General features: G+C 42.3%; 24 protein-coding genes. 16 read left to right on the top strand and 8 right to left on the bottom strand.

Annotation, left to right across the window (positions count from 1 at the left end):
- Window positions 1-236: 236 nt before the first annotated feature.
- Window positions 237-3,080 (top strand): 2-oxoglutarate dehydrogenase E1 component, encoded by a 2,844-nt coding sequence (sucA, locus tag BFI01S_RS10290; protein ID WP_061792540.1) that lies wholly within the window; start codon window positions 237-239, stop codon window positions 3,078-3,080.
- Between the two features lies 1 nt (window position 3,081).
- Window positions 3,082-4,335: a 2-oxoglutarate dehydrogenase complex dihydrolipoyllysine-residue succinyltransferase gene (gene odhB, locus BFI01S_RS10285; protein WP_061792539.1), complete on the top strand. Its 1,254-nt coding sequence runs from the start codon at window positions 3,082-3,084 to the stop codon at window positions 4,333-4,335.
- A 310-nt stretch (window positions 4,336-4,645) separates the two neighbouring features.
- On the opposite strand, the gene sda is transcribed toward odhB, so the two are convergent.
- A complete protein-coding gene (sda, locus tag BFI01S_RS10280; RefSeq protein ID WP_035330849.1) occupies window positions 4,646-4,777 on the bottom strand; it encodes a sporulation histidine kinase inhibitor Sda in 132 nt (43 codons plus the stop codon).
- Window positions 4,778-4,988: 211 nt separating this feature from the next.
- Between sda and BFI01S_RS10275 the strand changes: the two genes are divergently transcribed.
- The 6 genes from BFI01S_RS10275 to BFI01S_RS10250 all read left to right on the top strand — a co-directional run bounded on the left by BFI01S_RS10275 (window position 4,989) and on the right by BFI01S_RS10250 (window position 9,725).
- Entirely contained in the window at window positions 4,989-5,783 is a 795-nt protein-coding gene (locus tag BFI01S_RS10275) for a VOC family protein (RefSeq protein WP_061792538.1), read from the top strand.
- A gap of 216 nt (window positions 5,784-5,999) precedes the next feature.
- Window positions 6,000-7,652 carry an AMP-binding protein gene (locus tag BFI01S_RS10270; RefSeq protein WP_061792537.1) on the top strand — a complete coding sequence of 551 codons (1,653 nt, stop codon included), beginning with the start codon at window positions 6,000-6,002 and terminating at the stop codon, window positions 7,650-7,652.
- A gap of 159 nt (window positions 7,653-7,811) precedes the next feature.
- Complete coding sequence (locus BFI01S_RS23020; protein WP_156478341.1) at window positions 7,812-7,964, top strand: hypothetical protein; 153 nt, start codon at window positions 7,812-7,814, stop codon at window positions 7,962-7,964.
- 92 nt (window positions 7,965-8,056) lie between these two features.
- Window positions 8,057-8,926: a gamma-glutamylcyclotransferase family protein gene (locus BFI01S_RS10265; protein WP_061792536.1), complete on the top strand. Its 870-nt coding sequence runs from the start codon at window positions 8,057-8,059 to the stop codon at window positions 8,924-8,926.
- 108 nt (window positions 8,927-9,034) lie between these two features.
- Window positions 9,035-9,211, top strand: coding sequence for a VOC family protein (locus BFI01S_RS10260; protein ID WP_174521687.1), 177 nt, complete (start codon window positions 9,035-9,037; stop codon window positions 9,209-9,211).
- A 310-nt stretch (window positions 9,212-9,521) separates the two neighbouring features.
- Window positions 9,522-9,725, top strand: coding sequence for a DUF6501 family protein (locus tag BFI01S_RS10250; protein WP_048011117.1), 204 nt, complete (start codon window positions 9,522-9,524; stop codon window positions 9,723-9,725).
- 39 nt (window positions 9,726-9,764) lie between these two features.
- Here BFI01S_RS10250 and BFI01S_RS10245 read toward each other — a convergent pair whose 3' ends face one another.
- A complete protein-coding gene (locus BFI01S_RS10245; RefSeq protein ID WP_061792534.1) occupies window positions 9,765-10,319 on the bottom strand; it encodes a YhcN/YlaJ family sporulation lipoprotein in 555 nt (184 codons plus the stop codon).
- 241 nt (window positions 10,320-10,560) lie between these two features.
- Between BFI01S_RS10245 and BFI01S_RS10240 the strand changes: the two genes are divergently transcribed.
- A complete protein-coding gene (locus BFI01S_RS10240; protein ID WP_235831150.1) occupies window positions 10,561-11,490 on the top strand; it encodes a putative bifunctional lysylphosphatidylglycerol flippase/synthetase in 930 nt (309 codons plus the stop codon).
- 33 nt (window positions 11,491-11,523) lie between these two features.
- On the opposite strand, the gene BFI01S_RS10235 is transcribed toward BFI01S_RS10240, so the two are convergent.
- On the bottom strand, window positions 11,524-12,588 hold the full coding sequence (locus BFI01S_RS10235) for a glycoside hydrolase domain-containing protein (protein WP_061792532.1): 1,065 nt from the start codon (window positions 12,586-12,588) through the stop codon (window positions 11,524-11,526).
- 388 nt (window positions 12,589-12,976) lie between these two features.
- Between BFI01S_RS10235 and BFI01S_RS10230 the strand changes: the two genes are divergently transcribed.
- The gene (locus BFI01S_RS10230; RefSeq protein ID WP_061792531.1) at window positions 12,977-14,434 is read left to right on the top strand and encodes a nicotinate phosphoribosyltransferase; all 1,458 of its coding nucleotides are present in this window, start codon (window positions 12,977-12,979) and stop codon (window positions 14,432-14,434) included.
- Between the two features lie 27 nt (window positions 14,435-14,461).
- The gene (gene nadE / locus BFI01S_RS10225) at window positions 14,462-15,283 is read left to right on the top strand and encodes an NAD(+) synthase (protein WP_061792530.1); all 822 of its coding nucleotides are present in this window, start codon (window positions 14,462-14,464) and stop codon (window positions 15,281-15,283) included.
- 139 nt (window positions 15,284-15,422) lie between these two features.
- Here nadE and BFI01S_RS23970 read toward each other — a convergent pair whose 3' ends face one another.
- The 4 genes from BFI01S_RS23970 to pflB all read right to left on the bottom strand — a co-directional run bounded on the left by BFI01S_RS23970 (window position 15,423) and on the right by pflB (window position 19,433).
- The gene (locus BFI01S_RS23970; RefSeq protein ID WP_235831149.1) at window positions 15,423-15,935 is read right to left on the bottom strand and encodes a hypothetical protein; all 513 of its coding nucleotides are present in this window, start codon (window positions 15,933-15,935) and stop codon (window positions 15,423-15,425) included.
- The gene (locus BFI01S_RS23965) at window positions 15,910-16,131 is read right to left on the bottom strand and encodes a hypothetical protein (RefSeq protein ID WP_235831148.1); all 222 of its coding nucleotides are present in this window, start codon (window positions 16,129-16,131) and stop codon (window positions 15,910-15,912) included. Before BFI01S_RS23965 ends, BFI01S_RS23970 begins: the two co-directional genes overlap by 26 nt.
- Window positions 16,132-16,297: 166 nt before the next feature.
- The gene (gene pflA, locus BFI01S_RS10215; RefSeq protein WP_082804502.1) at window positions 16,298-17,107 is read right to left on the bottom strand and encodes a pyruvate formate-lyase-activating protein; all 810 of its coding nucleotides are present in this window, start codon (window positions 17,105-17,107) and stop codon (window positions 16,298-16,300) included.
- Between the two features lie 100 nt (window positions 17,108-17,207).
- The gene (gene pflB / locus BFI01S_RS10210) at window positions 17,208-19,433 is read right to left on the bottom strand and encodes a formate C-acetyltransferase (RefSeq protein ID WP_061792529.1); all 2,226 of its coding nucleotides are present in this window, start codon (window positions 19,431-19,433) and stop codon (window positions 17,208-17,210) included.
- Between the two features lie 293 nt (window positions 19,434-19,726).
- Here pflB and safA point away from each other — a divergent pair, with 293 nt between their 5' ends.
- Window positions 19,727-20,353 (top strand): SafA/ExsA family spore coat assembly protein, encoded by a 627-nt coding sequence (gene safA / locus BFI01S_RS10205; protein ID WP_082804501.1) that lies wholly within the window; start codon window positions 19,727-19,729, stop codon window positions 20,351-20,353.
- 110 nt (window positions 20,354-20,463) lie between these two features.
- On the opposite strand, the gene BFI01S_RS10200 is transcribed toward safA, so the two are convergent.
- The gene (locus BFI01S_RS10200) at window positions 20,464-20,916 is read right to left on the bottom strand and encodes a cupredoxin domain-containing protein (RefSeq protein ID WP_061792527.1); all 453 of its coding nucleotides are present in this window, start codon (window positions 20,914-20,916) and stop codon (window positions 20,464-20,466) included.
- 146 nt (window positions 20,917-21,062) lie between these two features.
- Between BFI01S_RS10200 and BFI01S_RS10195 the strand changes: the two genes are divergently transcribed.
- From BFI01S_RS10195 to BFI01S_RS10180, 4 genes are all read left to right on the top strand, one after another.
- Window positions 21,063-22,547 carry a response regulator transcription factor gene (locus BFI01S_RS10195; RefSeq protein ID WP_061792526.1) on the top strand — a complete coding sequence of 495 codons (1,485 nt, stop codon included), beginning with the start codon at window positions 21,063-21,065 and terminating at the stop codon, window positions 22,545-22,547.
- Between the two features lie 173 nt (window positions 22,548-22,720).
- Window positions 22,721-24,382: a urocanate hydratase gene (gene hutU, locus BFI01S_RS10190; protein WP_061792525.1), complete on the top strand. Its 1,662-nt coding sequence runs from the start codon at window positions 22,721-22,723 to the stop codon at window positions 24,380-24,382.
- Window positions 24,383-24,574: 192 nt separating this feature from the next.
- Window positions 24,575-25,861: an imidazolonepropionase gene (hutI, locus tag BFI01S_RS10185; protein WP_061792524.1), complete on the top strand. Its 1,287-nt coding sequence runs from the start codon at window positions 24,575-24,577 to the stop codon at window positions 25,859-25,861.
- Complete coding sequence (locus tag BFI01S_RS10180) at window positions 25,846-26,826, top strand: agmatinase family protein (protein ID WP_061792523.1); 981 nt, start codon at window positions 25,846-25,848, stop codon at window positions 26,824-26,826. The genes hutI and BFI01S_RS10180 overlap by 16 nt, the downstream gene beginning before the upstream one ends.
- The last annotated feature ends 42 nt before the right edge of the window (window positions 26,827-26,868 follow it).

Genomic DNA, 26,868 nt, shown 5'->3' with positions numbered 1-26,868 from the left:
AGAATAAGTAATTATTAAAAAAATTTTTTAATAGTTTTCCACTATATTCATGTTTTTATCTTTGTACAACTAGATTTTACGTGTTAGAATAGCTGTGGAAACGTTTTATCCTCTGAAAAATATTATTATTCGTAAAAATGATTTGTTAATCCCTTCTTATGATGGGTATTGTACTTTTAGAGAGAAAAAACGTATTGAATTATTCACTTATAAAACAGTTATGGAGGTAATTTTCCATGAAAAAGCCATCGAATGGTGAGGGACCTTTTGAACAGGGATTTCATGGCCCTAACCTTGGCTACGTTATTGAACTTTATGAAAGATATTTAGAGGATCCATCCTCGATTGATCCTGAAATGAAAGAGTACTTTGAGAAGAATGGTTCCCCACTTACGAGTGAAGGAACGGCGCAAATGGGTTCATCAGCAAATCAGCCAATGAATGCCGGACAGCTTGAGAAAACACTTGCTGCTATTCGCCTGGCTGATAATATCCGCACATATGGCCACTTGGCTGCCGATATTTATCCGCTGGGTAACAATAAATCGGAAACTGCTTTATTTGAACTGAGCAAATATGGCTTAACTGAAAATGACTTAAAAGAGATCCCTGCCGGTGTCATTACCAAAGATGCCACATATCCTTTACGCAACGGACTTGAAGCAATTGAATTCCTGAAGAGCGCTTATATGGGACCCATTGCTTTTGAATTCCAGCATATATTTGATGAAAATGAAAAAGACTGGCTTCGCCGCAAAATAGGGGCCAACAGCCACAAGCTGTCGATGCAAAAGGCGGAAAAACTGAAAGTTTTAAGAAGACTGACTGAAGTTGAGGAATTTGAAAAGTTCCTTCATAAAACCTTCGTCGGACAGAAAAGATTCTCCATTGAGGGTCTTGATACAATGGTTCCTTTACTGGATGAAATTGTTTCTGAATCCGTTTCTGATGGAGCGAAAACGATTAACATCGGCATGGCCCACCGTGGAAGGTTAAATGTGCTTGCCCATGTGCTTGGAAAACCATATGAAATGATCTTCGCGGAATTCCAGCATGCGCCGAATAAAGAACTTGTTCCATCCGAAGGATCGATTGGAATCAATTACGGCTGGACAGGCGACGTTAAATATCATCTCGGTCTTGATAAACAGATCAAAGATGAGAATACGACCATAGCCAGACTGACATTAGCTAATAATCCGAGCCACCTTGAATTTGTAGGTTCTCTTGTTGAGGGCTACACGAGAGCTTCACAGGATAATAGAACAAAGGCCGGTTATCCAGAGGTAGATCCAAAAGCTGCTTTAGCCATTATCATTCATGGAGACGCAGCATTCCCTGGACAGGGTATTGTAGCAGAAACACTTAACCTCGGACAGCTGACTGGCTATAACACAGGCGGTTCGATCCATATCATTGCCAATAATACAATTGGGTTCACAACAGAATCACATGATTCACGCTCTACCAGATATGCAAGTGATCTGGCCAAAGGGTATGAAATGCCAATTATGCATGTTAATGCAGACGAACCTGAGGCGGTAGTTGCAGCGGCAAGAATTGCCTGCGAATATCGTGCTAAGTTCCAGAAGGATATTCTGATTGATTTAATCGGATACCGCCGTTTTGGGCATAACGAGATGGACGAGCCTATGACGACGAATCCTCTAATGTATAATATTGTACGCAAGCGGCCAACCGTGAAAGCGCTGTATGCCGATAAGCTTTTAAATGAAAAGATCATTAGCAAAGAGGAAGCTGAAAGCGTCCATAATGAGGTTCTGGAAAAACTGAAGGCAGCCTATGAAAAAGTGCCAAAAGAAAAGAAGGAAGCTGAGTTAACCGATCCTCCTGAAACAGTCGAAAAGGGACTGCCGAAAATTAATACAGCAGTGTCAACTGATAAACTAAAGCAAATCAATGAAGAATTATTAAAATGGCCGGAGGATTTCAAAGTATTTGATAAACTCGGCAAAATCCTGCAGCGCAGATTGGAAGCGCTTGAAGGGGACGGCAAGATTGATTGGGGTCTCGCAGAAACACTGGCATTTGCAACCATCCTATCAGATGGCACACCTGTCAGACTGACTGGCCAGGATTCAGAGAGAGGAACATTTGCTCAAAGAAACGTTGTCCTGCATGATCATACATCTGGAAAAGCGTATTCACCTTTGCATAAGCTTTCAACTGCCAAGGCTTCATTCGCTGTCCATAATAGTCCATTATCTGAAGCCGCTGTTGTAGGCTTTGAATATGGATATAATGTATTTGCTCCGGAAACGCTTGTTTTATGGGAAGCTCAATATGGTGATTTTGCCAATGCAGCGCAAGTAATGTTTGACCAGTTTATTGCTGCCGGTCGTGCAAAATGGGGCCAAAAGTCAGGTCTTGTCATGCTCCTTCCGCATGGATATGAAGGACAGGGACCTGAACATTCAAGTGCCCGCCTGGAAAGATTCCTGACTCTTGCAGCTGAAAATAACTGGACAGTTGCCAATCTTTCTTCATCAGCACAGTACTTCCATATTTTAAGAAGACAGGCTGCCATACTCGGAAAAGAGGAAGTTCGCCCGTTAGTGATCATGTCTCCGAAAAGTTTGCTGCGTAATCCGACTGTCGCATCAAATGGAATTGAATTGAGCGAAGGAGAATTCCGATCCGTTATCGAACAGCCTGGTTTAGGTCAAAATCATGAAAAAGTGAAACGCATCATTCTTGGAACAGGAAAGATCACAATTGATTTAGCCGAAAACCTGAAAAACTATCCGGATCAGGATTGGTTCCATATATTACGTGTGGAAGAAATCTATCCGTTCCCAATGATTCAGATCAAAGACATTTTAACCCGTTATCCAAATGTGGATGAAATTGTCTGGATTCAGGAAGAACCTAAAAATATGGGTGCATGGAATTTTGTTGAACCTAGACTGAAAGAAATCGCAGGCAGTGATATCGAAGTCAGCTACATCGGAAGAAGACGCCGATCTAGCCCGGCAGAAGGTGACCCGACCGTTCATAAGAAAGAACAAGCACGCATAATAGATGAATCACTAACACGCAAGCAAGAAGGAGGAAATTAAGGTGGCAGAAATCAAAGTTCCAGAATTGGCGGAATCCATTACAGAAGGTACGGTGGCACAATGGCTGAAACAGCCTGGTGACACCGTCAGTAAAGGTGACTATGTTGTCGAACTTGAAACGGATAAGGTAAATGTTGAAATCATTTCTGAACACAGCGGAGTTTTACAGGAAATTAAAGCACAGGAAGGCGACACGGTTAATGTAGGTGAAACCATTGCTATCGTTAATGAAAGCGGACAAGCTGCACCTGCTCCGGAAAAAGCGGAAGAAAAGCCTGAAGCAGCTAAAGCTGAAGAACCAAAGGCAGAGGAGCAGCCAGCACAGCCTGCTCATGATGAAAAAACTGGCGGACAGCGTCCAATCGCCTCACCGGCAGCACGCAAATTGGCAAGAGAAAAGGGCATTGACCTAAGCCAGGTGCCGACAGCGGATCCACTGGGCCGAATTAGAACACAGGATGTTGAATCCTTCAATCCAAATCAGGCAAAACAGCAGGCTCAAGCACCAAAACCGGCGGCAGCTTCCAAACCTGCTGAACAGCCGTCAGGCGGAAAAGAAGTGGAACGGATCAAAATGTCCCGCCGACGCCAGACAATTGCAAATCGCCTGGTAGAAGTACAGCAAACGGCAGCGATGCTGACTACATTCAATGAAGTGGACATGACAAATGTGATGAATCTTCGCAAGAAGCGCAAAGATAAATTCTTCGAAGAAAATGATGTTAAGCTTGGTTTCATGTCATTTTTCACAAAAGCGGTCGTTGCAGCCCTTAAGAAAAATCCTTACTTAAATGCTGAAATTCAAGGCAACGAAATCGTTCTGAAAAAATTCTATGACATCGGAATTGCTGTTTCAGCACCGGAAGGTCTTGTCGTTCCGGTTGTCCGTGATGCAGACCGCAAGAACTTTGCAGAAATCGAAAAGGATATTATGGACCTTGCGGTTAAGGCAAGAGACAATAAGCTTGCTCTATCAGACCTGCAGGGAGGAAGCTTCACCATCACAAATGGCGGAGTATTCGGCTCCATGATGTCTACGCCAATCCTGAACGGACCTCAGGTTGGTATCCTTGGAATGCATTCCATTCAGCTGCGTCCGGTTGCAATAGATGCTGAAAGAATGGAAAACCGTCCAATGATGTATATCGCACTATCCTATGACCACCGAATTGTTGACGGAAAAGAAGCTGTTACATTCCTGAAACGCGTGAAGGAACTGATTGAAGATCCAGAAAGCCTTCTTTTTGAAGCCTGATAAATATCGAAACCAGAGTGGAGTTCCGCTCTGGTTTTTTTAAGGAAAATTATTTGCATTAAGGAAACAATGTACATGTTATGAATAGTATATTAAAAAGCAGGTGATAACCTTGAAAAGAAGGCAAATGAAAATTCTGCAGTATAGTGCGGTGTTAAAAAAATTAGGGGTTCTAAGTGAAGAGGAATATGAAAATATAAAAAAAGCAAATAAACTTGCAGCATACGTCCGAAGGTAATAAAAAAAGCGGGAATAGCTCCCGCTCTACATATTCACTAAGTATTTGGCAAACTAATATGGAATTTTAAATTTACTCTTTAAACGGCCTTAAACCCCGTTTTTGAATCTCAGTTTTTAATATCCTAATCCATTCCTTTTCAGACCCTGACTTTAATGCATCACGATACGAGACGACCAGCTGTTCATTACTCATAATTTTCATTATGCATACCTCCTGGTTAAATGGATTGAATATTCTATTTTTTATTATTGTAAAGGTTATTTAAGAATTTGTGAACCCTTTATTAAGAAAAGATTTATTACATTATGATGACATTTTTCTGCAATTTCTTTTCACTATAGCAGACAGTAGACTGTGTTTTACAGGAAAGGTAAAATTGACAATAACTACTGAATAAAGGGAGAATCTGCATATGAATGTAATGCTTGATCATATTGTCCACTTTATAAAGGCTGAACCGGCTGCTGCTGCTGCAAAATGGAGGGATCATGGATATAAGGCAATCCCCGGGGGGAGCCATGAAAACTGGGGAACATATAACAGCCTTTTGTACATTGGGCATACATATCTCGAGTTTTTATCAATTGAAAATAATCAGATTGCCTCAACGGCCGATAACCCGCTTATTGAACAGCTGACAGACGAACTCCGACTTGGAGAAGGAATCGGCCAAATTTGCTTCCGAACTAATAATATTGAACAGCTGCAGGGTGAATTAGCGGGAAAGGGCTTTGAGACCCATCCAATCTTTAAGGGAAGCAGAAGGAGGGCGGATGGAAGCATTCTTTCTTGGAAAATGCTTTTCTTAAAGGAAAATCCCGATTATAAATACCCTTTCTTTATTGACTGGGGCATGGAAGACGATATTAGATTTGAAGAACTGAGACGACTGGGCCTAATTGATGAGAAACTTGCCGCTAAAAAAATTGCAGCAGTTTATATAGCTTCAAAAGACTGTGAAAAATCTGCGGCAGCATGGCAGGAGATCATTCCAGCTTCCGGGGCTGCTGTTTACATTAGCAGTGACGGAAAAGAAAAAAGAGCATCCATTCTGATTGGTTCAGTAAATATGATATTTAGCCAGCCGTTATACGAGGATGGAAGGACGATGGAGGTCCTTCGAAAAAGGGGTGAAAAGCCCTTTGCTGTCCAATTAGCGCCAAGCCTTGAGAAAGAAATATCGCTATATGAAGGTCTTTATTTTTAATGCTGAGAGATAAGTTTCAGCATTAACCTGCTGCTCCTATATTAAGGGCAGTTTTTTTAGTTAGCTATCAGGTAATGAAAATTTATAAATTATCACTATATGAAAATATTGAATATTCAGCAATATGTGTTAACATAAAATGTAAGCGTTTTATATCAGCATCTTAGAGGAATCTTTTGCATAATGATTTGATCATATACCAAGGAGGATTTCTGGATGACGGAATTATTGAATCTTACAGTAGGGAAGCTCCTGGAGGAGAAAGCCGGCCTTCACCCTGATCATGAAGCTGTAGTGTATGCCGATCGCGGACTCCGAATGAGTTATAAGGAGTTTAATGAATATTGCAGGCTTGCTGCCAAAGGGTTTATGAAGCTGGGCCTTGAAAAAGGAGAGCATATTGCCGCATGGTCGACAAATACACCAGAATGGCTCACATGCCAGTTTTCAACAGGCAAAATGGGTGCTGTCCTTGTAACCGTTAATACAAACTATCAAGCTGCTGAACTGGAATATCTTTTAAAACAATCTGACAGTACAACGATTGTTCTGATGGAAAAGTTCAGAGAAACCTCTTACATAGAAATGCTGTACAGCATCGTCCCGGAACTGAAGGATTCCGAGCCGGGGCAGCTGAAAAGCAAAAGGCTTCCTTTCTTAAAAAACGTTATTGTCATGGGAGAAAAACGCTTCCCAGGAACCTACAGCTGGGAAGATATCATCCGGATGGGCCAATCAGTCACAGACAGAGAACTCGATGAGCGGATGGAAAGCCTTGTCCCTGACGATGCCATTAATATGCAATATACATCAGGAACGACAGGCTTTCCGAAAGGGGTTATGCTAACCCACAATAACATCGTTAACAATGGATACAATATCGCAAATTGTATGCGACTAACTACAGATGACCGCTTATGCATTCCTGTTCCATTTTTTCATTGTTTCGGCTGTGTGCTTGGAACGATGGCATGCATATCCGTCGGCGCCACCATTGTTCCAGTGCAGGAATTCAGTCCTAAAGCTGTTCTGCAGACGGTCCAGGATGAGAAATGTACAGGCCTCCATGGGGTCCCGACAATGTTTATCGCAGAACTGAACGATCCTGATTTCAGCAAATATGATCTATCGACCCTCCGTACCGGCATAATGGCTGGCTCCAATTGCCCAATTGAGGTCATGAAAGGCGTAATCGAAAAGATGGGTGCCAGCGAAATAACCATTGCCTATGGACAAACAGAGTCATCCCCAGTCATAACCCAGACCCGGACAGATGATCCTATTGAACTGAGAGTAGAGTCAGTCGGAAGGGCTTTGCCGAATGTGGAAGTGAAAATTGTAGAGCCTGGCACAAATAATGAAGTCCCTTCTGGTGTACAGGGAGAATTGTGTACGAGAGGCTACCATGTCATGAAGGGATATTATAAAAATCCGGATGCTACAAAAGAAGCCATTGATGAGGATGGCTGGCTCCATACTGGGGATCTCGCTGTAATGGATGAAAACGGGTACTGTAAAATCACAGGCAGATTAAAGGATATGATCATCCGCGGCGGAGAAAATATTTATCCGCGAGAAATAGAAGAATTCCTTTATACTCATCCGCAAATTCTGGACGTTCAGGTGGTTGGGGTTCCTGATGCTGTGTATGGAGAAGAAGTGGCCGCCTGGGTAATAGCTAAAGAAGGCTCTGACATAACCGCAGAAGAACTTCGCGATTACTGCAAAGGGAAAATCTCACGCCATAAAATCCCCCGCTATATAGAATTTATTAAAGAATATCCAATGACAGCTTCAGGAAAAATTCAGAAGTTCAGATTGCGTGAACAGGCTAAAGAAGTCATTGAAAATGCTAATACATTAAAATAATAGCCATATGAAACCTGCGGGGTATCTTCCCGCAGGTTTTTTTAATTTCCATCTTCTTTCGTTCAAAAGGCTTAAAATATCTCCTCCTCATAGCCAATGTTTTAAAACTGGGGGGAGATTAAAATGGTATTAAAGATATGCTAAAAGGAGAGAGAGAAAATGTATGATGAAATGTATGTAATGGAAGTTTTATTGAAGGCTAAACAGAGAGAAATGGATTTGATAAGGCCACACCAAAAAAGCTCAAATACTAAACTAATTTGCAGGCTTCCGGTAATTAAAAATTTGGATGCCTGCCAATATCAGGAATGACGGAGATGTCTCCGTCTTATTTTTTTGAAAAGAATCTTCTGAAAATGATACTATAATAGAAAAAAGAGAGAATGAAGGGGGAATTTTGGCTGATGACTACACAGAAATTATTTGTATATGGAACCTTAAGAATGCATGAATCAAATCACTTTGTTTTAAAAGGAAGTCCCTGCATTGCCGAGCAGGCATGGGTTTACGGAGAATTATTTGATACTGGACTTGGCTACCCCTCAATGAAACCGTCACTTGACCAAAAAGTGCATGGGGAGCTATATGAAGTGCATTTGGATCATTTTTCCGATCTGGATGAACTGGAGGATTATATCCCAGGCAGAAAAGACAATTTGTACGACAGGGTGGAACAGACTGTCCATACGGATAAGGGAGAAGTAAATGCACTTGTGTATGTTTCCTGCAAGGATGACCTGCTGGCCGAACCAATTCTTCACGGAGATTGGAAGCTTTACCGTCTTATCAAAGATAAGCCGGTAAAGACCTATTATTTTGCTTATGGATCCTGCATGGATGATGAACGGTTTTGTACAGCAAAGGTAGATCACCATTTCAAAAACATTGTCGGCGGAGGCTTGCTTGACGGGTATTCGATGCAATACCTGTTTTCCAGGGAAGATGGAGGAAGGGCAGATATTATAGAAAATGGCGGAGTCACTGAAGGAGTTCTATACGAACTTCCCTATGAAGCTGTTGAATACCTGTTCCAAAGGGAAGGTTTTTACGGACAATGGTACCGTCCTGCCTTTGTAAATGTCCAGGCAGGGGATAAATTGTACAAAAATGTCCTGACTTTCCATGTCTATAATAAAAAAGGGGAGCTGCCCCCGCCTGACCATTACGCTCTCGAAATTCTCCGCGGCGCAAGAGGAAGAGTAAGTGATGATTATTATAAAAAGCTTGAACAGCAGCTGGAAAAACTGGGAGTCAAGATTCGATTGGATGCATAATAGCATAAGACTTAAGGATGAACACAAGTTCATCCTTTTTTCTGTATTGAAGGGTTATCGCTTTTTATAGAATAAAGACAGATAAAAAATGAATTGGAGGAACTTGCAATGCATGGAGCAACACATCTCAACTCAAGCAATTTGGAAAGAAGCATCAAATTTTATGAGAACCTCGGCTTTAAAGTAGCGTACACAACAGAAGACAGAAAAGCAGCATTTTTCTTTCTGGGCGAAAATAAGGAGAACATGCTGGGTATCTGGATAATGAACATTATGATCATTTAGAATTTGTACGAATGGACCAAATCTGTGAAATTAACTATGTAACAATGAAAAACTCGTTAACTGGAGAAGTTTATATATTTGAGGCAGATAAAATCAAGCGATTTCGGAAAATAATGAAGCTAATGCCAGCTGCTAAAGAGAATCTGGTTGCAGACAACCCTTCCTATTCATTATAATAAAGTGAAACTTCAATCAGTAGGGGTGCTCTTTCCCACTGATAGTTAGTTAACCAATCGGGCCTTTACGGGCAGTAAGACTGCGATAATAACTAAACATAGAAAATAATGCAGACTTTGAAGGAGTGGCAATAGTGATTCATTTAAACTGGCATGAACGCGAAACATTGAAAAAAGTAAAATGTGTGCACACAGATGCAGCAAAATACATTGTAAACCGGGCTTTAACAGCAGGGAATATCTATGATGTAAAAAATGAAACGGAAGAATTTTATTTCATTGTAGACAATTCTGGAAAAGTAAGCGGATTTTATAAAGACTACTTCCAGGATGCTTAAACCCACAAAGAAAACGTCCTGTTATGGGCCGTTTTCTTTTTACCTTTGTGCAGGGAAAATTCTGCGCACAGTTTCTGTGAATTCATCAAAAAACCCTTCTACTGGATGACCTGCCCGAATGTCCTCTGAATATCCTGTCATTCGATCATAAAAGTCAGGGTTAACAGAAACATATACATTCTCAATATCCTGATCGACTGCTTTAACCTGATCTGAAATCTTCCCTTCGACATCCTTAGTCAATTCTCCATTTCCATCATTTAAGCGTGCGGCAACATAGGCATTATTGTCTGTCACGATGACAATCGCAGACTCAACCTCTGGTATAGAGGTAATTTTATCGGCAGCTTTATCAGCAACCTTCATTCTCGGGGAATCATTTTGATTGTCATTGTCTGTTCCGGTACGGGTAAGATCAATCCCCGGTTCAGTGGTTCGTCCATTTTCGCCATAGTTGCTGTCGTTCACTTTAGTCGGCTCTGTCAGGTCTCTGTTTCTCTGAGCTGTTTCATTCATATCTGTATCATTCATGGCACAGCCTGCAAGCAATGCAGCTGACAGGGCTCCTGCGATAAATAATTTACTTTTAATCATTCGCTTTCCTCCTTTCAATATTATCCCTTATCCTTCCATAAGAAGAAGTTTTTATTCACTATATTGCGTCTCTGCAATAGGTGTAAACCAATCGCAAAAAGATATCGTTTGTCCATTCTATTGTCCCTATGCAGGAATATAATAGGAGAAAGTTTATATTTTATCAATTTAATATGATACACTCTATCAGGGAGATTAAATTATCTCTAGTTCTCTAAATGAATGGTGGGGTATTTTGTCCTTGTTCAAACAAAAAACTATTATTACGCTTGTCAAACTCCTTGTGCCCTTATTCGTTTTGCTGTTTGTCATACTGGAAGCAAAAGGGATATTCACTGATTTTAATTGGGCTCTCCTTGAGCTTTATGTTGACCGGCTAACCGTCCGCAGGATATTTTTTATCCTTTTATTGGGACTGGCTGCCCTTTTTCCAATGTATTTTTATGATGAAATATTGCAAAGGCTGTTCAGAATTAGGGTTCCTAAAAAGAAGCTTTTATTTTATTCTTTATCTGCTAACGCATTCTCTAACTTTATCGGACTGGGAGGTGTGGCAGGTGCTACACTCAGGTCCTATTTTTATAAAGATTACCTGACAGGCAGTACCCCGTATATCAAAATAATTGCCAAGCTGTCACTTTTTTACCTTACAGGCTTGTCTATACTGTCATGGGTCGTCCTATTTACCGATTTACATTTATACGATGACGTAAAACTTATTAAAGTCGCAGTCTGGGCTGTCGCTGCTTACACACCGCTGCTGCTGGGCGTTTACTTTTTTAAGTCGTCATTTTGGAATACGAAGCACATCAAAAAGGGGTTTGCAGGGGAACTGCTGACGGTTTCATTACTGGAGTGGCTATTTATTATCATATGTATCTGGGGAATTGCCAGGGCCCTGGAAGTAACGATTCCATTTTTTGTTTTGTTTCCGATTGTAATCATCTCTGCTTGTGCTGGAATTGCGAGTATGATACCAGGGGGAATAGGATCCTTTGACTTTGTTTTTTTGATCGGACTGGAATCACAGGGTGTCCCATCAGAATTGGGGCTTTTGATTCTCATGTTCTACCGTCTCAGCTATTATATCGTGCCAGTGTTTATTGGCACGCCGTTTATCATGAATCAGTTTTGGAATAACGGGATGCCAAAGAACAGCTTTAAAATATAAAAGAGCCTTTATGGGCTCTTTATTTTTTTATATTTACCAAAGAACATCCAGAATGTCTTTGTTAAATAAGTTCGTATCAATATTGCATGCCTTCGCATCAATTCCATACTGCCAGCCTGCAATCAGTGAGTTTTCAGGAGCTTCAGGTTTATATTCAGGTGCCTGTGCCTGGGCGGTGATTCCTTTATTCGGCGCAGCAGTCCATATATACGTGTTTTCAAGAAGGGGAGAGTTTTTTGCTGCAGCCTGATCGAAAGCTTTCCTCAGAGCCTTTTCCTCATCAAAAATTCCATAAATGCCGGGTTCATAGGGTGATTCCGACATGGCTTGATACCAGCCTTCTATAAATGAAGAGTCAACAGGATAATCGGGCTCGATATCCGCAAAAACCGCGACACCCTCGGGTATTCCCAGGTCCTTTGCCAATTGAACAGCTGCTCTTGCTTCACTCTGTCCATTTCCAAGGCCTCTTGCATCATTAAATCGATTCCATATCACGAGTAATTTAATATCATTGCCCTGCAGCAGTTCAGCCTCTTCCTGTGTAATGCCTGCTGATACACCTTCTTTACCGCCTAAATACCGTCCCCATACTTTAGGAGATCCAAAGTTTTCACGTACACAAGAAAGCAAGTCGCCTGTAGTGAGACTTGCCGAGTCTACACCCCAAACGACTTCATCATCCCCAGACTGGCCGTCCTTCTCATTTCCCTTTTCCTTATCACCGCTGCTGTTTTCCTTTTCATTTCCTTTTTGACCGGTGTCCTGATTTTTATCAGCCTTATTTTTTATCGTATTGGTTACATTCACATCCACATTTACCTCTATATCATTCGAAACATTATTATCAATTTGGCTATCTTCGCCATTATTTAAATCGTTATCGATTGAGTTATTCACATTCGCTTTATTGCCTTTAATATTATTTTTTACTTCATTCGAGATATCACTGTCATGGCTTTTGCTTTGACCATCCGGAACGGTCTCTGTTTTTGGCGGCTCGGCTTCCTTTGAATCTATAAGCGAAAAAGTAAAGAGCGAAATCATTACGGCAAAAAATGCGGTCACAACGAAAGGCAAAAGGCCCCGTCTTTCCATAGCTCACAGCCCTCCTTGTCAGTTCATGACATCTTATGCGGATGGCTGAATGTTGGTGATTGCAGCAAAAGGGGAGTGAATAATGGTTTCATATTTTAAAATAACATCACAGCGAACGATGTGCGGGAAATAATTACGAAGTGTTATAATAGGATAATTCCACTTGTTCAAAATAACGAACAGCAGCCGGAGAATGTGTAAAAAAGTCTTGAATGGGTAAATATCCATATATATTCAGGCTGAAAAATTTGCTTAAGGCTTTGAACTTCACTACTATTAAAATAATAGGCATATTTTTCATCCATTTAAGTTGAGAAAGATGTGAATGGGGGATACTAGCCAATAAAAAGAAATACATAAGGAAGATTTGTCACAGGAGGTTGCGATTATGCACAGGGCATTTGCGGATGACAGTATAGCTTTGCATACAGACTTGTACCAGATCAATATGGCTCAGACTTATTGGGAAGACAATATACATAATCGAAAAGCGGTCTTTGAAGTATATTTCAGGAAGCTCCCTTTTGGGAATGGATATGGTGTTTTTGCAGGCCTCGAAAGGGTCATCGAGTATATTCAGAATTTCAGATTCACCGAGAGTGACCTGCAGTACTTAAAAAACGAATTGAATTATGCTGATGATTTCCTCGATTATCTAAAAAACATGACTTTTTCAGGAACCATTAAATCTATGGAAGAAGGAGAGCTTGTGTTTGGCAATGAGCCAATTATGCGTGTAGAAGCTCCGCTGGCAGAAGCCCAGATCGTGGAAACAGCACTATTAAATATTATAAATTACCAAACTTTAATTGCGACAAAAGCTACACGAATCAAAGAAGTCATTGGTGATGGGACAGCTATGGAATTTGGTTCCAGAAGGGCTCAGGAAATGGACGCTGCCATCTGGGGAACGAGAGCAGCGTATATTGGCGGCTTTGATGCCACTTCAAACGTAAGAGCGGGCAAGAAATTTGGCATTCCAGCTGCAGGGACCCATGCGCATTCTTTTGTACAGGCATATCAGGACGAGTATACTGCTTTTATGAAATATGCCCAGACCCATAAAGACTGTGTTTTTCTAGTCGATACGTATGACACGCTTAAATCCGGAGTCCCGAACGCCATTAAAGTCGCCCGGGAAATGGAAGGTCAAATCAACTTTAAAGGAATAAGACTGGATAGCGGGGACTTGGCGTATCTATCCAAAGAGGCAAGGAAAATGCTGGATAAAGCCGGTTTTTATGATACAAAGATTATTGCATCAAATGATCTGGATGAATACACCATCATTAACCTAAAAGCTCAAGGAGCAAAAATCGATATTTGGGGTATAGGCACAAAATTGATCACGGCTTATGAGCAGCCAGCATTAGGAGCAGTTTATAAACTCGTTTCAATAGAAAATGAAGATGGCAAGATGACTGACACAATAAAAATCAGCGGCAATCCGGAAAAAGTAACCACTCCCGGCCTAAAGAAAGTATATAGGATTATTAACAAAGACAACCATAAATCAGAGGGAGACTATATTGCACTGGATCATGAGAATCCTCAAGCAGAACCCATGCTTAAGATGTTCCATCCAGTTCACACCTTCGTAAGCAAATTCGTTACCAATTTCGAAGCGAGAGAATTGCACAAAGTGATTTTTCAGGAAGGGAAGCTCACCTATAAAGTTCCATCCTTAAAAGAGATGCAGACCTTTGCAAAGGAAAATCTCAACGTATTATGGGATGAGTACCGCCGTTCTCTTAATCCGGAGGAATATCCGGTCGACCTGAGCCAGGAGTGTTGGGATAATAAAATGAACATGATCAGCCAGGTTAAACAAAATATAAAGAGCTGAAGCTATAGGAAGAGGGAGGAACCTGCAATGAATAAGCAAAAAGAAATAATGGAAAATTTAAATGTGAATCCAGCAATCGATCCAAAAAAAGAGATAAAAAACAGAATCCAGTTTTTAAAGGATTACCTTGTTAAAACGAATGCCAAAGGGTATGTACTGGGCATAAGCGGCGGCCAGGATTCCACTCTCGCCGGAAGACTTGCGCAGCTCGCCGTTGAAGAATTGCGAAATGAAGGCAAAGAGGCAACTTTCATGGCAGTCCGCCTGCCATATGGTGTACAGCAGGATGAAGACGATGCACAGCTGGCGCTTTCTTTTATCCAAGCTGACCGTGAAGTTGTATTTAACATTAAAAATGCAGTTGATGAAGTAAAAACCGAATATGATCGTATATTGCCGGAGGAACCATTAAAGGATTTTCATAAAGGCAATGTGAAAGCCCGCATGAGAATGATCGCCCAATATGCAATTGGCGGCCAATACGGCTTACTGGTTATCGGAACGGATCATGCAGCAGAAGCAGTGACAGGATTTTACACAAAATATGGCGATGGCGGAGCAGATGTCCTGCCATTGGCCGGCCTGACTAAAAGACAGGGAAAGGCACTGCTTAAAGAGCTTGGGGCAGAAGAAAGACTTTACTTAAAAGTGCCGACTGCCGATCTTCTGGACCAGAAACCGGGACAGGCTGATGAAACGGAACTGGGTATTTCATATGATGAATTGGACGATTACCTGGAAGGAAAATCAGTAAGTCCGGAAGCAGCAGAAAAGATTGAAAACCGTTACTCCGTTTCCGAACATAAGCGCCAGATGCCTGCATCCATGCACGATAATTGGTGGAAATAAGCCCACACAAAAAAGGAACATCCCTCGGGATGTTCCTTTACTTTTGAGCTAATTTGTTTGAAACTTCCTGATAAAGTGAAACTTCAATCAATGGGGGTGTACTCTATCCCCAATGATTGTTAGTTGAACTAATCGGGCCTTACGGGCAGTTTGACCCCCGCTTATCCTCCATGGATTCCTCTGAGTCTTGAAGCGGGGTCTTACTGCCCGTTAGACTGCGATAAAATCTCTCCGGTTCATCCACATTCAGAACGATGCGGCTTGCTTTTCTTTTCATGCCGTACATCAGCTCATAAACTGCCGGCTCCTTAAGTATAATTTCGAACATCGGCTTTTCCTGGATAAGATCAGGCAATCTGGCATCAAATAAATCATTCATTTCTTGTCTGCTGAACTTTTCGGGACCATTATAATAGTTGATTTCTTTAACATCTTCCAATGGAAGGTACATGCTTTTTGAGAATCCTGACTGCAGCAGCAAATGAGAATCAGTAAGGACGAAAGGGGTTAAGCGGATGGCGTTGATCTCGGCAAGAAAGTATAAAATGCCATATATATTTGCTATTAAGATGATATATGCCACAATAGCATTCCATGAATAAAGCCAATAATGAAGTCCGATCGATTCAATGGCTATCGCATGGATCAGCATAATATAAACAGCCAAGGATAAGGAAATACGCCAATAAGGGTACAACAACCAGCAGATCAAACAGGGAGCCAATTGCCGCACCATCCGGAACCGGACCAAACAGCGTGGTTCTATAAAGAAAGTAGTTGGAAAACAGAATCATAGATAACAGCACACCAAACATCAGCCAATTAGGCCTTTTCAATGCATTTGTCATAATTATCCACCTCACTTTAATTATAGTTTATTTGAGGGGTAAATAATTTGGAAGTTTTGGTGAATTCGGTATATTTGTTTGCGATTTTGAGTCTGATCCCGGGCTACTTCAGACTCTGCGTGCACCAGTTTGCGATTTTGAGTCCGAACTCCGGGTAACTTCGGACTCACCGTGCAGCTTTTTGCCGTTTTATGTCCGAACTTCGGGCAACTTCGGACTCAGCCGGCATCCGTTCGCGGTTTAGTGTCCGAAACCCAGCCAAAAGCCGATAGGCCCATTCAGTTTTTTCCTCACTCGGCGGTTCAATATCCTTCAGGGGATATTCCAAGCCAAGCGCTTCCCATTTATATACACCAAGCTTGTGATAGGGGAGAACCTCAATTTTCTCCACATTGTTCAACTCTTTTATAAAACAGCCCAATCGTTCCAGATCCCGTTCATCATCAGACCTTGTTGGCACCAGCACGTGGCGGATCCATACAGGCACCTGATGATCAGACAGATACCGCGCAAATTGAAGGATGTGCTCATTTGTAAGTCCTGTCAGTTTTTTATGTTTCTCCCTATCAATATGCTTCAAATCCAGCAGCACCAGGTCCGTATAGTGCATAAGCTCTTTAAGCTGTGTCTGAAAAAGCGGGGAGCTGGAATAGCAGCCTCCTGATGAATCTATGGCAGTGTGAATGCCAAGTTTCTTGCATTCTTTAAAAAGCTCTATAAGAAAAGGTATCTGCAGCAAAGGTTCACCGCCGCTGACTGTGATGCCGCCTCCGGAAGCCTCGAAGAAAGGGAGATAGGACTGCAGGTCATTCATGATTTCTGAAACGGACATTTGCTTCCCTGTTCCAATTTCCCAAGTATCCGCATTATGGCAAAATTGACAGCGAAGGAGGCACCCCTGTGTAAAAATAACATACCGGATGCCAGGTCCGTCTACTGTACCGAATGTCTCAATTGAGTGAATGTTGCCGTGCATATTTATCTTCCTTTCCGAAAGCACTGAGGCAGCCGCAACTGCACCTTGCTCAAGCTTTTTTGAAGAGGGGGCCGATTAAATAGGCCCGCCATCCGTTTGGTTACATGGATTCATGGAATGTCCGATTTATAACATCAAGCTGCTGCTCTTTAGTCAGCTTAATGAAGTTCACTGCATAGCCTGAAACCCTAATGGTCAGCTGCGGATATTCCTCCGGATGTTCCATGGCATCCATAAGTGTTTCTTTATTGAATACATTGACATTTAGGTGATGCCCGGATTTTATGGCATATCCATCGAGTATGGATACCAGATTGCGTACACGGCTTTCATCATCCTTTCCGAGTGCTTTAGGGACAATGGAGAAGGTGTTGCTGATGCCATCGAGCGCCTGTTTGTACGGTAATTTTGCAACAGAGGACAGGGAAGCAAGCGTTCCTTTCGTATCTCTTCCGTGCATTGGATTTGCACCTGGGGCAAAGGGCTCTCCGGCACGCCGTCCATCAGGTGTATTGCCAGTTTTCTTGCCATATACCACATTCGATGTAATAGTTAATATAGACATGGTATGCATAGAGTTTCTGTAAGTCTGATGCTTGCGGAGTTTTTTCATAAACCGTTCAACCAGGTCTATAGCGATGCTGTCGACGCGATCATCATTATTGCCGTATTTCGGAAAATCTCCTTCTGTAATAAAATCAACCACGATCCCATTCTCATCACGGATTGCCTTAACGGTTGCGTATTTAATGGCACTAAGCGAGTCGGCCGTTACACTCAGACCCGCAATGCCAGTGGCCATTGTTCTGAGAATTTCGGAATCATGCAGAGCCATTTCGATTCGTTCGTAGCTATATTTATCATGCATGAAATGAATGATATTCAAAGTATTAATATAGAGCTCTGCCAGCCACTCCATCATTAAATCGAATTTCTCCATTACTTCTTCATATTGAAGGATGTCTGAAGTAATCGGGGCATAGGCCGGGCCGACCTGAGCGCTGATTTTTTCATCCTTGCCGCCATTTATGCTATATAAGAGGGCCTTTGCCAGGTTGGCTCTTGCTCCGAAAAATTGCATTTGTTTTCCGATTTCCATTGCAGAAACACAGCAGGCAATTCCATAATCATCGCCATACTCAGGAAGCATGATATCGTCGTTTTCGTATTGGATTGAACTTGTTTCGATTGACATCCTTGCACAATATTTTTTGAAGTTCTCGGGAAGCTTGGCAGACCATAATACCGTTAAGTTCGGTTCAGGAGCAGGACCGAGATTTCTAAGGGTATGAAGGAAGCGGAAAGAATTCTTTGTGACAAGCGGACGGCCATCAAGTGCCATCCCGCCAATGGACTCTGTCACCCATGTAGGGTCTCCGCTGAACAATTCATTATAGTCAGGCGTTCTTGCGAATTTAACAAGACGCAGCTTCATGACAAAGTGATCAACCAGCTCCTGGGCTTCCGTCTCGGTAAGTATTCCGTTCCTTATGTCTCTTTCTATGAATATATCAAGAAAAGTGGAGACACGGCCAAGACTCATTGCCGCACCATTTTGTTCCTTGATGGCAGCAAGATAGGCGAAGTACAGCCACTGGAAAGCTTCAAGAGCATTCTCTGCAGGCTTTGATATATCAAAACCGTAGCTGTTTGCCAGCTGCTTCAGTTCTTTCAGAGCCCTGATCTGTTCTGAAATTTCTTCCCTCAATCGAATATTTTCTTCGGTCATTACACTTGAGGTCGATTTCAAATCAGCTTTTTTCGCTTCAATCAAGCGGTCAGCCCCATAAAGGGCAACCCTGCGGTAATCACCGATAATCCTGCCCCGGCCATATGCATCCGGCAGGCCGGTAATTATGCCGGCTTTGCGGGCAAGCTTCATTTCATCAGTATAGGCATCAAACACGCCCTGGTTATGTGTTTTGCGATAGTCCGTAAATATCTTTTCCATGTCGTTGCTGGCTTCATAGCCGTATGCTTCACAAGCAGCCACAGCCATGCGGACTCCGCCAAATGGCTGAAGAGAGCGCTTAAACGGCCGGTCAGTCTGGACACCCACAATTTTTTCTTTATCCTGATCCAGGTAACCAGGTCCATGTGAGGTAATAGTGGAGACGATTTCTGTTTCCATATCGAGCACGCCGCCTTGTTCACGCTCCTTTTTGGTGAGAGCCATTACTTTTTCCCATAATAACGATGTAGCTTCTGTTGGACCTTCCAAAAATGATTCATCCCCGGAAAAAGGTGTAAAATTCTTTAAAATAAAATCTCTAACATCAATTTCACGTGTCCAAATGCCTTCTTTAAAGCCGTTCCATCTTACCATGCCAGATCACCTCAAAGGGATTATTTGTATAACAGTTATTACAACTTTACTATACAATCAATATAACAGATTTAATGTGAAATAAATCACAAACTTTTTGAACGTATTGTGAAATATAGTTATTAAGCAGCTTCAAACAAAAATTGTATTACAATACCATACAGAGACTGTGAACTGTTATACACAGATGAAAATCCGACCATAAAAGCTGATTGCAATTATTATGAAATTCTTACATTCGGCGCCAACAATTACCTGTTTATTGGAATAGAAGTTTTTGATTAAATATAAATATGAAAACACTATCAAAACTTTCATTCATTTTAATGTTGTCTGTCGCACTTGTCTTTGGATTCAATTTTGATGCAAAAGCGTCAACAGTACATACCGTTCAGCCAGGGGATACGATGTGGAAGATCGCCATGAAGTATCAGGTGGGAGTTCCTGAAATTATCAATTCCAATCAGCAGATCTCAAATCCCAACTTCATTTATCCAGGGCAAAAGGTGAATATTCCCACTCTTTCAAAAGCCACTACAAGCGTTGAAGAGCAAGTAGTTCAGCTTGTTAACCAGGAAAGAGCAAAGTACGGATTAAAGCCGCTGAAATCAAATTGGGAGCTTGCGAGAGTAGCAAGGTACAAATCTCAGGATATGATTAATAAGAGATATTTCGATCATAACTCTCCTACATACGGAAGCCCGTTTGATATGCTGAAGAGCTTCGGAATTACCTACAGAACTGCTGGGGAAAACATTGCTGCCGGGCAAAGAACTCCTCAGGAAGTGGTAACAGCATGGATGAACAGTGAGGGTCACCGCAAAAATATCCTATCTGCGAACTTCACAGAAATCGGAGTAGGTTACGCTCAGGGCGGAACTTACGGCCACTATTGGACACAGATGTTTATTGGGAGGTAAGAGGAAAAGCGGAAGCGCCTTGCCCACCCCCGACACCTCGAGGGGGCAGGCTGCTTGCGCTAGACAGTAAAGAAAAGCACCGGAAGATTCCGGTGCTTTTGCTTTGCCCATTAATCTACTACAATATAAGCAATCATCGGTCCGCTATTATCCTTATCCGGATGAGTAAGACAAATCAGACGGTATACGCCTTCTTTATCAAATTGAAGAGGGACCACTGTTTCTTCAGCTTTCTTTACAACACCCTTAATATCGGTTCCTTCAATAATATAAGGATGTTCCATTCCGTTGACTCCCCAAATCTTCAGATTAACCTTTTCATCTTTTTCGAGAAAAATGGTTCCCGGATCCCAGCGATATGCTTCGATTTCCTTGCCATCAGGCAGCTTGGCTTTAAATTCTCCTGTAACCATATGGATTTCCCGGACTTTTTCACCTTCGTTCTGGTTGAATACCGTCAAAGTATCAGACTTTGAAAAAAACCATACAGATGCAGAAACAATGACTGAAAATATGATGACAAAGGCAATGATGCTGCGTATCTTTAATACAAGAAAAGGCATGGTCATACTCCTTCCAAAATTAGTTGTCCATATATAGATATGCTGTAAGGGCATCATAACTTGTCTACTATTTGCGGGATTTTTCCGATTTTTCTTTACAGCTGCTGAAAAATTATTTCATAATAGATTAAAAAGGATGTGGCAGCATGTACAAAGTACTTGTGGCCAATCGGGATGAGTACGATACAAAGGGTATAGAGTGGCTGTTGAAATCTTCCATGAACGCATGGGATGTGGAGTCTGCCGAAGATGAGGCAGGACTTATTAAAAAGCTTGAGACTTTTCAGCCCGATCTGCTGATTTTTGAACTTGATCTTATAAAGGAAGATAGATACAGCTCTTTCTTAAATACCATTCAAATTATAGGGCCGGATCTTATTGCACTTACAATGGAAGCGACCTTTTCACAGGCAAAGCGAGCCATTGACATGGGTGTAGCCGATTTGATACTTAAGCCCATTTCAGCTGATATTTTATTGAAATCTGCACGAAACATTCAGAGGCGACAAAAGCTGAGAGCTCCAGTTGCTGAAAAAAGCACCAGCGTGGCTGCTGAGAAAGCCTTTAATTATCAGAATATATTTTTAGAAGCTTCAGAACCGGCAGAACCTTTTCTTTCCATGGGGATAAAAACTGAAAATGTGCTTGAGCTTCCAATGTTATATGAATTTCTGGAAAGCCATGCCTTCCAGAAACCAGCCGATTTTTTTATTTTAAGTGACATGGTCCTGATATTTGCTGAAAAGTCGGGCGTATCTTGGAAAGAGGAGAGCGTCAGATTTATGAGGAATTGGCAGGAAACCTCAGCTGAACCAATTGCCATCAGCATTTATACTGCTCAGGAGGGTCCGAATACTCTAAAAAGCCATTATGATGCGAACAGAAAACTGATGGAGTTAACGTTCTTTAGGGGGTTTAATCAGGTAATTGAGGAAAATTCATTGCCAAAATGGCTTTCCATTGATCCGTTCTTAACTCCCGAGGAACAAAGCAGCTGGATTGATTTTCTGAATCAGGCTGATTTAGAAGGGATCAAATCTTGGTTTTCCAAAGAGTTTCTTATATTGGAAGATCCCTATCCGGAACCGGGGCTTATCAGAATCCGGCTGACCAGTATTCTTGCGCAAATCCGCAGGCATATGAAGACATTCCGCCTTGCCGGCGGAGAAATGGAGAAGGAATACCTTCGTTTATTCCAAACGATCCTATATTCGCCATTAATCTACCGGATTATTAACGAAATGATCAGCTTCATTTCCTATGTGTTTGAGACCATTCGATCTGATAAGAAACTGAAGCTGGATCTTACAGACAGAGTCCAATTCTTTATAGAAACTAATTACTGGGACTCTTCAGTCACCCTTGAGAGGGCAGCTGAATACGCAGATCGAAACCCGAACTATATCAGCTCCATGCTGGCAAAAAAATGCGGCAAGTCTTTTCGGGAGCTCCTTAATGAAACCCGGATCAGGCAATCTTCCAAGCTGCTGCTGGAATCGGAAATGAGCATTAAAGAAATCTCATCCGCCTGCGGTTTTCGGAATCAGCAGTATTTCAATAAAGTGTTCAGTAAAATAAAAGGTATGCCCCCTAAACAATTTAGAAAAAGTCTGCACAACACCTCCTTTTAATTGGAGGTTTTATTTTTGTGCAAATTTTATAAAAACGCCAATATTAATATAAAAATAGACAAAATCCAATAACGAAATCTTATATTTTTATAAAAAACCAAACCTAATTAATCTACTTTTCAGATAGTTCTCATTATAAAATTCAAATATGAGATAACATTGGAGGGATGACAATGAAAGCGGAAACAAAAAGAGAAATTAAAAATTATCTAGGCAGTGAGCTGCATGCAAAGGGCTGGATTCAGGAAGCAGCACTCCGCATGCTAATGAATAACTTAGACAAAGAGGTTGCAGAGATTCCGGAAGAGCTGGTTGTTTACGGCGGCATAGGGAAGGCTGCCCGAAATTGGGATTGCTATGATGCGATTGTAAAAACCCTGCATGAATTAGAAGACGACGAAACACTTCTTGTACAATCCGGAAAGCCGGTTGCGGTATTTAAATCACATAAAGATGCACCAAAGGTATTGATCGCCAACTCGAATCTGGTGCCGGCCTGGGCAAACTGGGATACATTCCATGAGCTTGATAGGAAAGGCCTGATGATGTATGGCCAAATGACAGCCGGAAGCTGGATTTACATCGGGAGCCAGGGAATCGTACAAGGAACCTATGAAACATTTGCGGAGCTTGGCAGACAGCACTTCTCCGGCTCACTGAAACAAACGATTACTTTAACTGCAGGCCTAGGCGGAATGGGTGGCGCTCAGCCCCTTGCAGTAACCATGAATGATGGTGTCTGCATAGCCATTGATGTGGATGAACACCGCATTGACCGCAGACTTGAAACGAAATATCTGGATACAAAGGTTTATTCAATTGAAGAAGCTATTAAAATGGCATCAGAGGCAAAACAGGAAGGGCGCCCGCTTTCTATCGGTCTATTAGGCAATGCAGCTGAAATTCTGCCAAAAATGCTTGAAATGAACTTCATCCCGGATGTCCTGACTGACCAGACATCTGCACATGATCCTTTAAATGGCTATGTTCCAATCGGCTATTCATTAGAAGAAGCAGTTGTTCTGCGAAAGGAAGATGCTGCTGAATATGTTCAGAAATCAAAAGCAAGCATGGCTGTCCATGTTCAGGCTATGCTGGACATGCAGAAGAAGGGTGCAGTCACATTTGACTACGGAAACAATATCCGTCAGGTTGCAAAAGATGAAGGCATCGAGAATGCATTTAATTTCCCTGGATTCGTGCCTGCCTACATCCGGCCGTTATTCTGCGAAGGAAAGGGTCCTTTCCGCTGGGTAGCATTATCAGGAGATCCTGAGGATATCTATAAAACAGATGAAGTGATCCTGCGCGAATTTGCAGATAACGAACATCTTTGCAAATGGATCAAGATGGCGCGGGAGAAAATTCAAATCCAGGGACTTCCTTCAAGAATTTGCTGGCTTGGTTACGGGGAGCGCGCAAGATTTGGAAAAATCATTAATGATATGGTTGCCCGCGGAGAACTTAAAGCACCGATCGTTATCGGCCGTGACCATCTGGATTCCGGTTCAGTTGCATCTCCAAACCGCGAGACAGAAGCCATGAAGGACGGCAGTGATGCAGTGGCAGACTGGCCAATTCTTAATGCACTGATCAATGCGGTCGGCGGAGCAAGCTGGGTTTCCGTCCACCATGGAGGCGGAGTAGGAATGGGATACTCCTTACATGCTGGAATGGTCATCGTTGCGGATGGCACGAAGGAAGCAGAACAGCGCCTTGAACGTGTCCTCACATCTGATCCTGGAATGGGAATTGTACGCCATGTAGATGCAGGCTATGACCTTGCTATCAAAACAGCAAAAGAAAAAGGCATAAACATTCCAATGATGAAATAAAGAAATTTTATGAAATTTGCAAATAGAAGTGAAAAATCTGCAAATAAACCATGCTAATTTGCAAATAGGTCAGTCAATTCTGCAAATAAAACTCTTAAACTTGCAAATAACCATTAATATTTTCAATGAGGAAGTCCTCCAATCCGTGATTCCTGCGGATTGGAACTTCCATTTTTTAAGGAGGAGCACAAAATGCACTCAAAACCTATTTTTATCAAACATGCAAATCAAATGATTACCTTAAAGGGCAGCTCCAAGCAGCCTCTGACACAAGAAAAAATGAGCGAGCTTCACATCATTGAAGACGGGGCAGTATGGATTGAAGAAGGCAGGATCAAGTCAGCAGGGACAACAGCGGAACTCCAAGCTGAATACCAAAGCCGGCTTCAGGAAGCCGAAATCATTGATGCGACAGGAAAAATCCTTCTTCCAGGACTGGTTGATCCGCATACACACCTTGTTTATGCAGGCAGCAGGGAAGAGGAATTCAATATGCGCCTGAACGGTGCGACGTATATGGAAATCATGAACAATGGCGGCGGAATTCACGCTACCACGTCTATGACCAGAAACGCCTCTGAAGAGGAATTGGTAGATGTGAGCCTAGTCCGTCTTGATCGCTTCCTTAAACACGGTGTAACCACGATTGAGGCAAAAAGCGGATATGGACTGGATTGGGAAACAGAGAGAAAACAGCTGACGGCAGCCCGGAAAGCGGATGAACTGCATCCGGTGGATGTTGTCCGTACCTTTATGGGGGCACATGCAGTTCCTGCTGAATACAAAGAGAATCCAGATGCTTTTATAGATTTGGTTATTGAAGAAATGCTGCCGAAAGTAGCTGAAGAAAAGCTTGCCGAATTCAATGATATTTTCTGCGAAAGAGGCGTATTCACACCGGAGCAGTCCAGAAAATTGCTGGAAGCTGGGAAGAAGCTTGGCCTGACTCCGAAAATCCATGCTGACGAAATAGAACCTTATGAGGGGGCAGAGCTTGCTGCTGAAGTTGGTGCCATCTCTGCGGATCATTTGCTTAGAGCATCTGATAAAGGCATGGAAATGATGGCTGAAAAGGGAGTAATCGGCGTGCTTCTTCCAGGGACAGCATTCTTCCTGATGGCTGAAGCAGCCAGAGGCCGCCACATGATTGATAAGGGTGTTCCAGTTGCTTTATCAACCGATTGCAACCCCGGATCTTCGCCAACCTGCTCCATGCCATTTATGATGAATCTTGCATGCATGCACATGGGACTTACACCTGCAGAAGCGATTGCCGCCGCTACCGTTAATGCAGCACATGCAATCAATCGGGCAGACGAAGTGGGAAGCATAGAACCCGGCAAAAAAGCTGATCTGCTTCTGCTCAATGTACCGAACTACATGCAAATGCAGTATCACTACGGCATGAACCATACGGACACAGTGATTAAAAATGGGGAAGTAGTCGTTAAGGGAGGAAGCTTATGCTACCAACAATAAATCCTCCCGGGTTCTTTTGGCCGCAATCCGAATTAGGAACTGACGTAAAAGTGAATGAATGGATACGCCAAATCCTGAGGGAAGAGGATTTAATGAAAGAAAACTGGGATGTCGTGCTTTTCGGTGTTCCCCTTTCCCGCTCATCGATAAGTGCATCAGGAGCATCTGAATTCCCTGAATCCTTCAGGAGGTCCTGGAAAGGATTTTCCACGTACAACTTGGATTTTGAAAGTGATCTTCAAGAAATGAAGGTTGCGGATCTTGGTGACGTGAAAATGCATTTCACAGATATTCCGCAATGCCATTCCAATATAAAGCAAACGATGAAGGACGTACGGACGCAATTTCCTGATTCATTCCCAATAGCGATCGGAGGAGATCACTCCATCACAGCCATGCTGGTCAGCGGCCTGAAGGAACTGGAGCCTGAAAAAGAAATCGGCATTCTCCAGCTGGATACGCACCTTGACCTCAGAAGTCTTGAAGACCATGGACCGACAAATGGGACGCCCATCCGCAACCTGATTCAGAACAACAAAATTAAAGGGGAAAATGTCTACAATATTGGCCTTCATGGCTTTTTCAACAGCCAGTCGCTAGTCCATTATGCTAAAGAACATAAGCTCAATTATATTACCTTAAAGGAAGCCAGAAGACGGGGGATTGAGGAAACGGTTAGAGAATCAATCCGGCAGCTGGAATCAAAAGTGGACAAAATTTATGTCACGATTGACATGGATGTGCTGGACATTGGTTTTGCGCCTGGGGTCCCTGCATCCACACCAGGCGGCATGAGTACTGAAGAACTATTTACGGCCGTATATGCAGCTGGTCTTTCCTCCAAAACGGCAGCCATGGATATTGTCTGCCTTGATCCAACGAGAGATCACCAGGCACAGCCAACCGTTAAAGCAGGCACGTATACATTTCTGACCTTTTTAACAGCTTTAATGAACAGAAGGTAAGGGGCTCACTATGCTCCTTACCCGCAATATTATGAGGGGGAA

It is taken from the genome of Cytobacillus firmus NBRC 15306 (assembly GCF_001591465.1).
Taxonomy (GTDB): domain Bacteria; phylum Bacillota; class Bacilli; order Bacillales; family Cytobacillaceae; genus Cytobacillus; species Cytobacillus firmus.
This window is presented reverse-complemented; position numbering and strand designations above follow the sequence as displayed.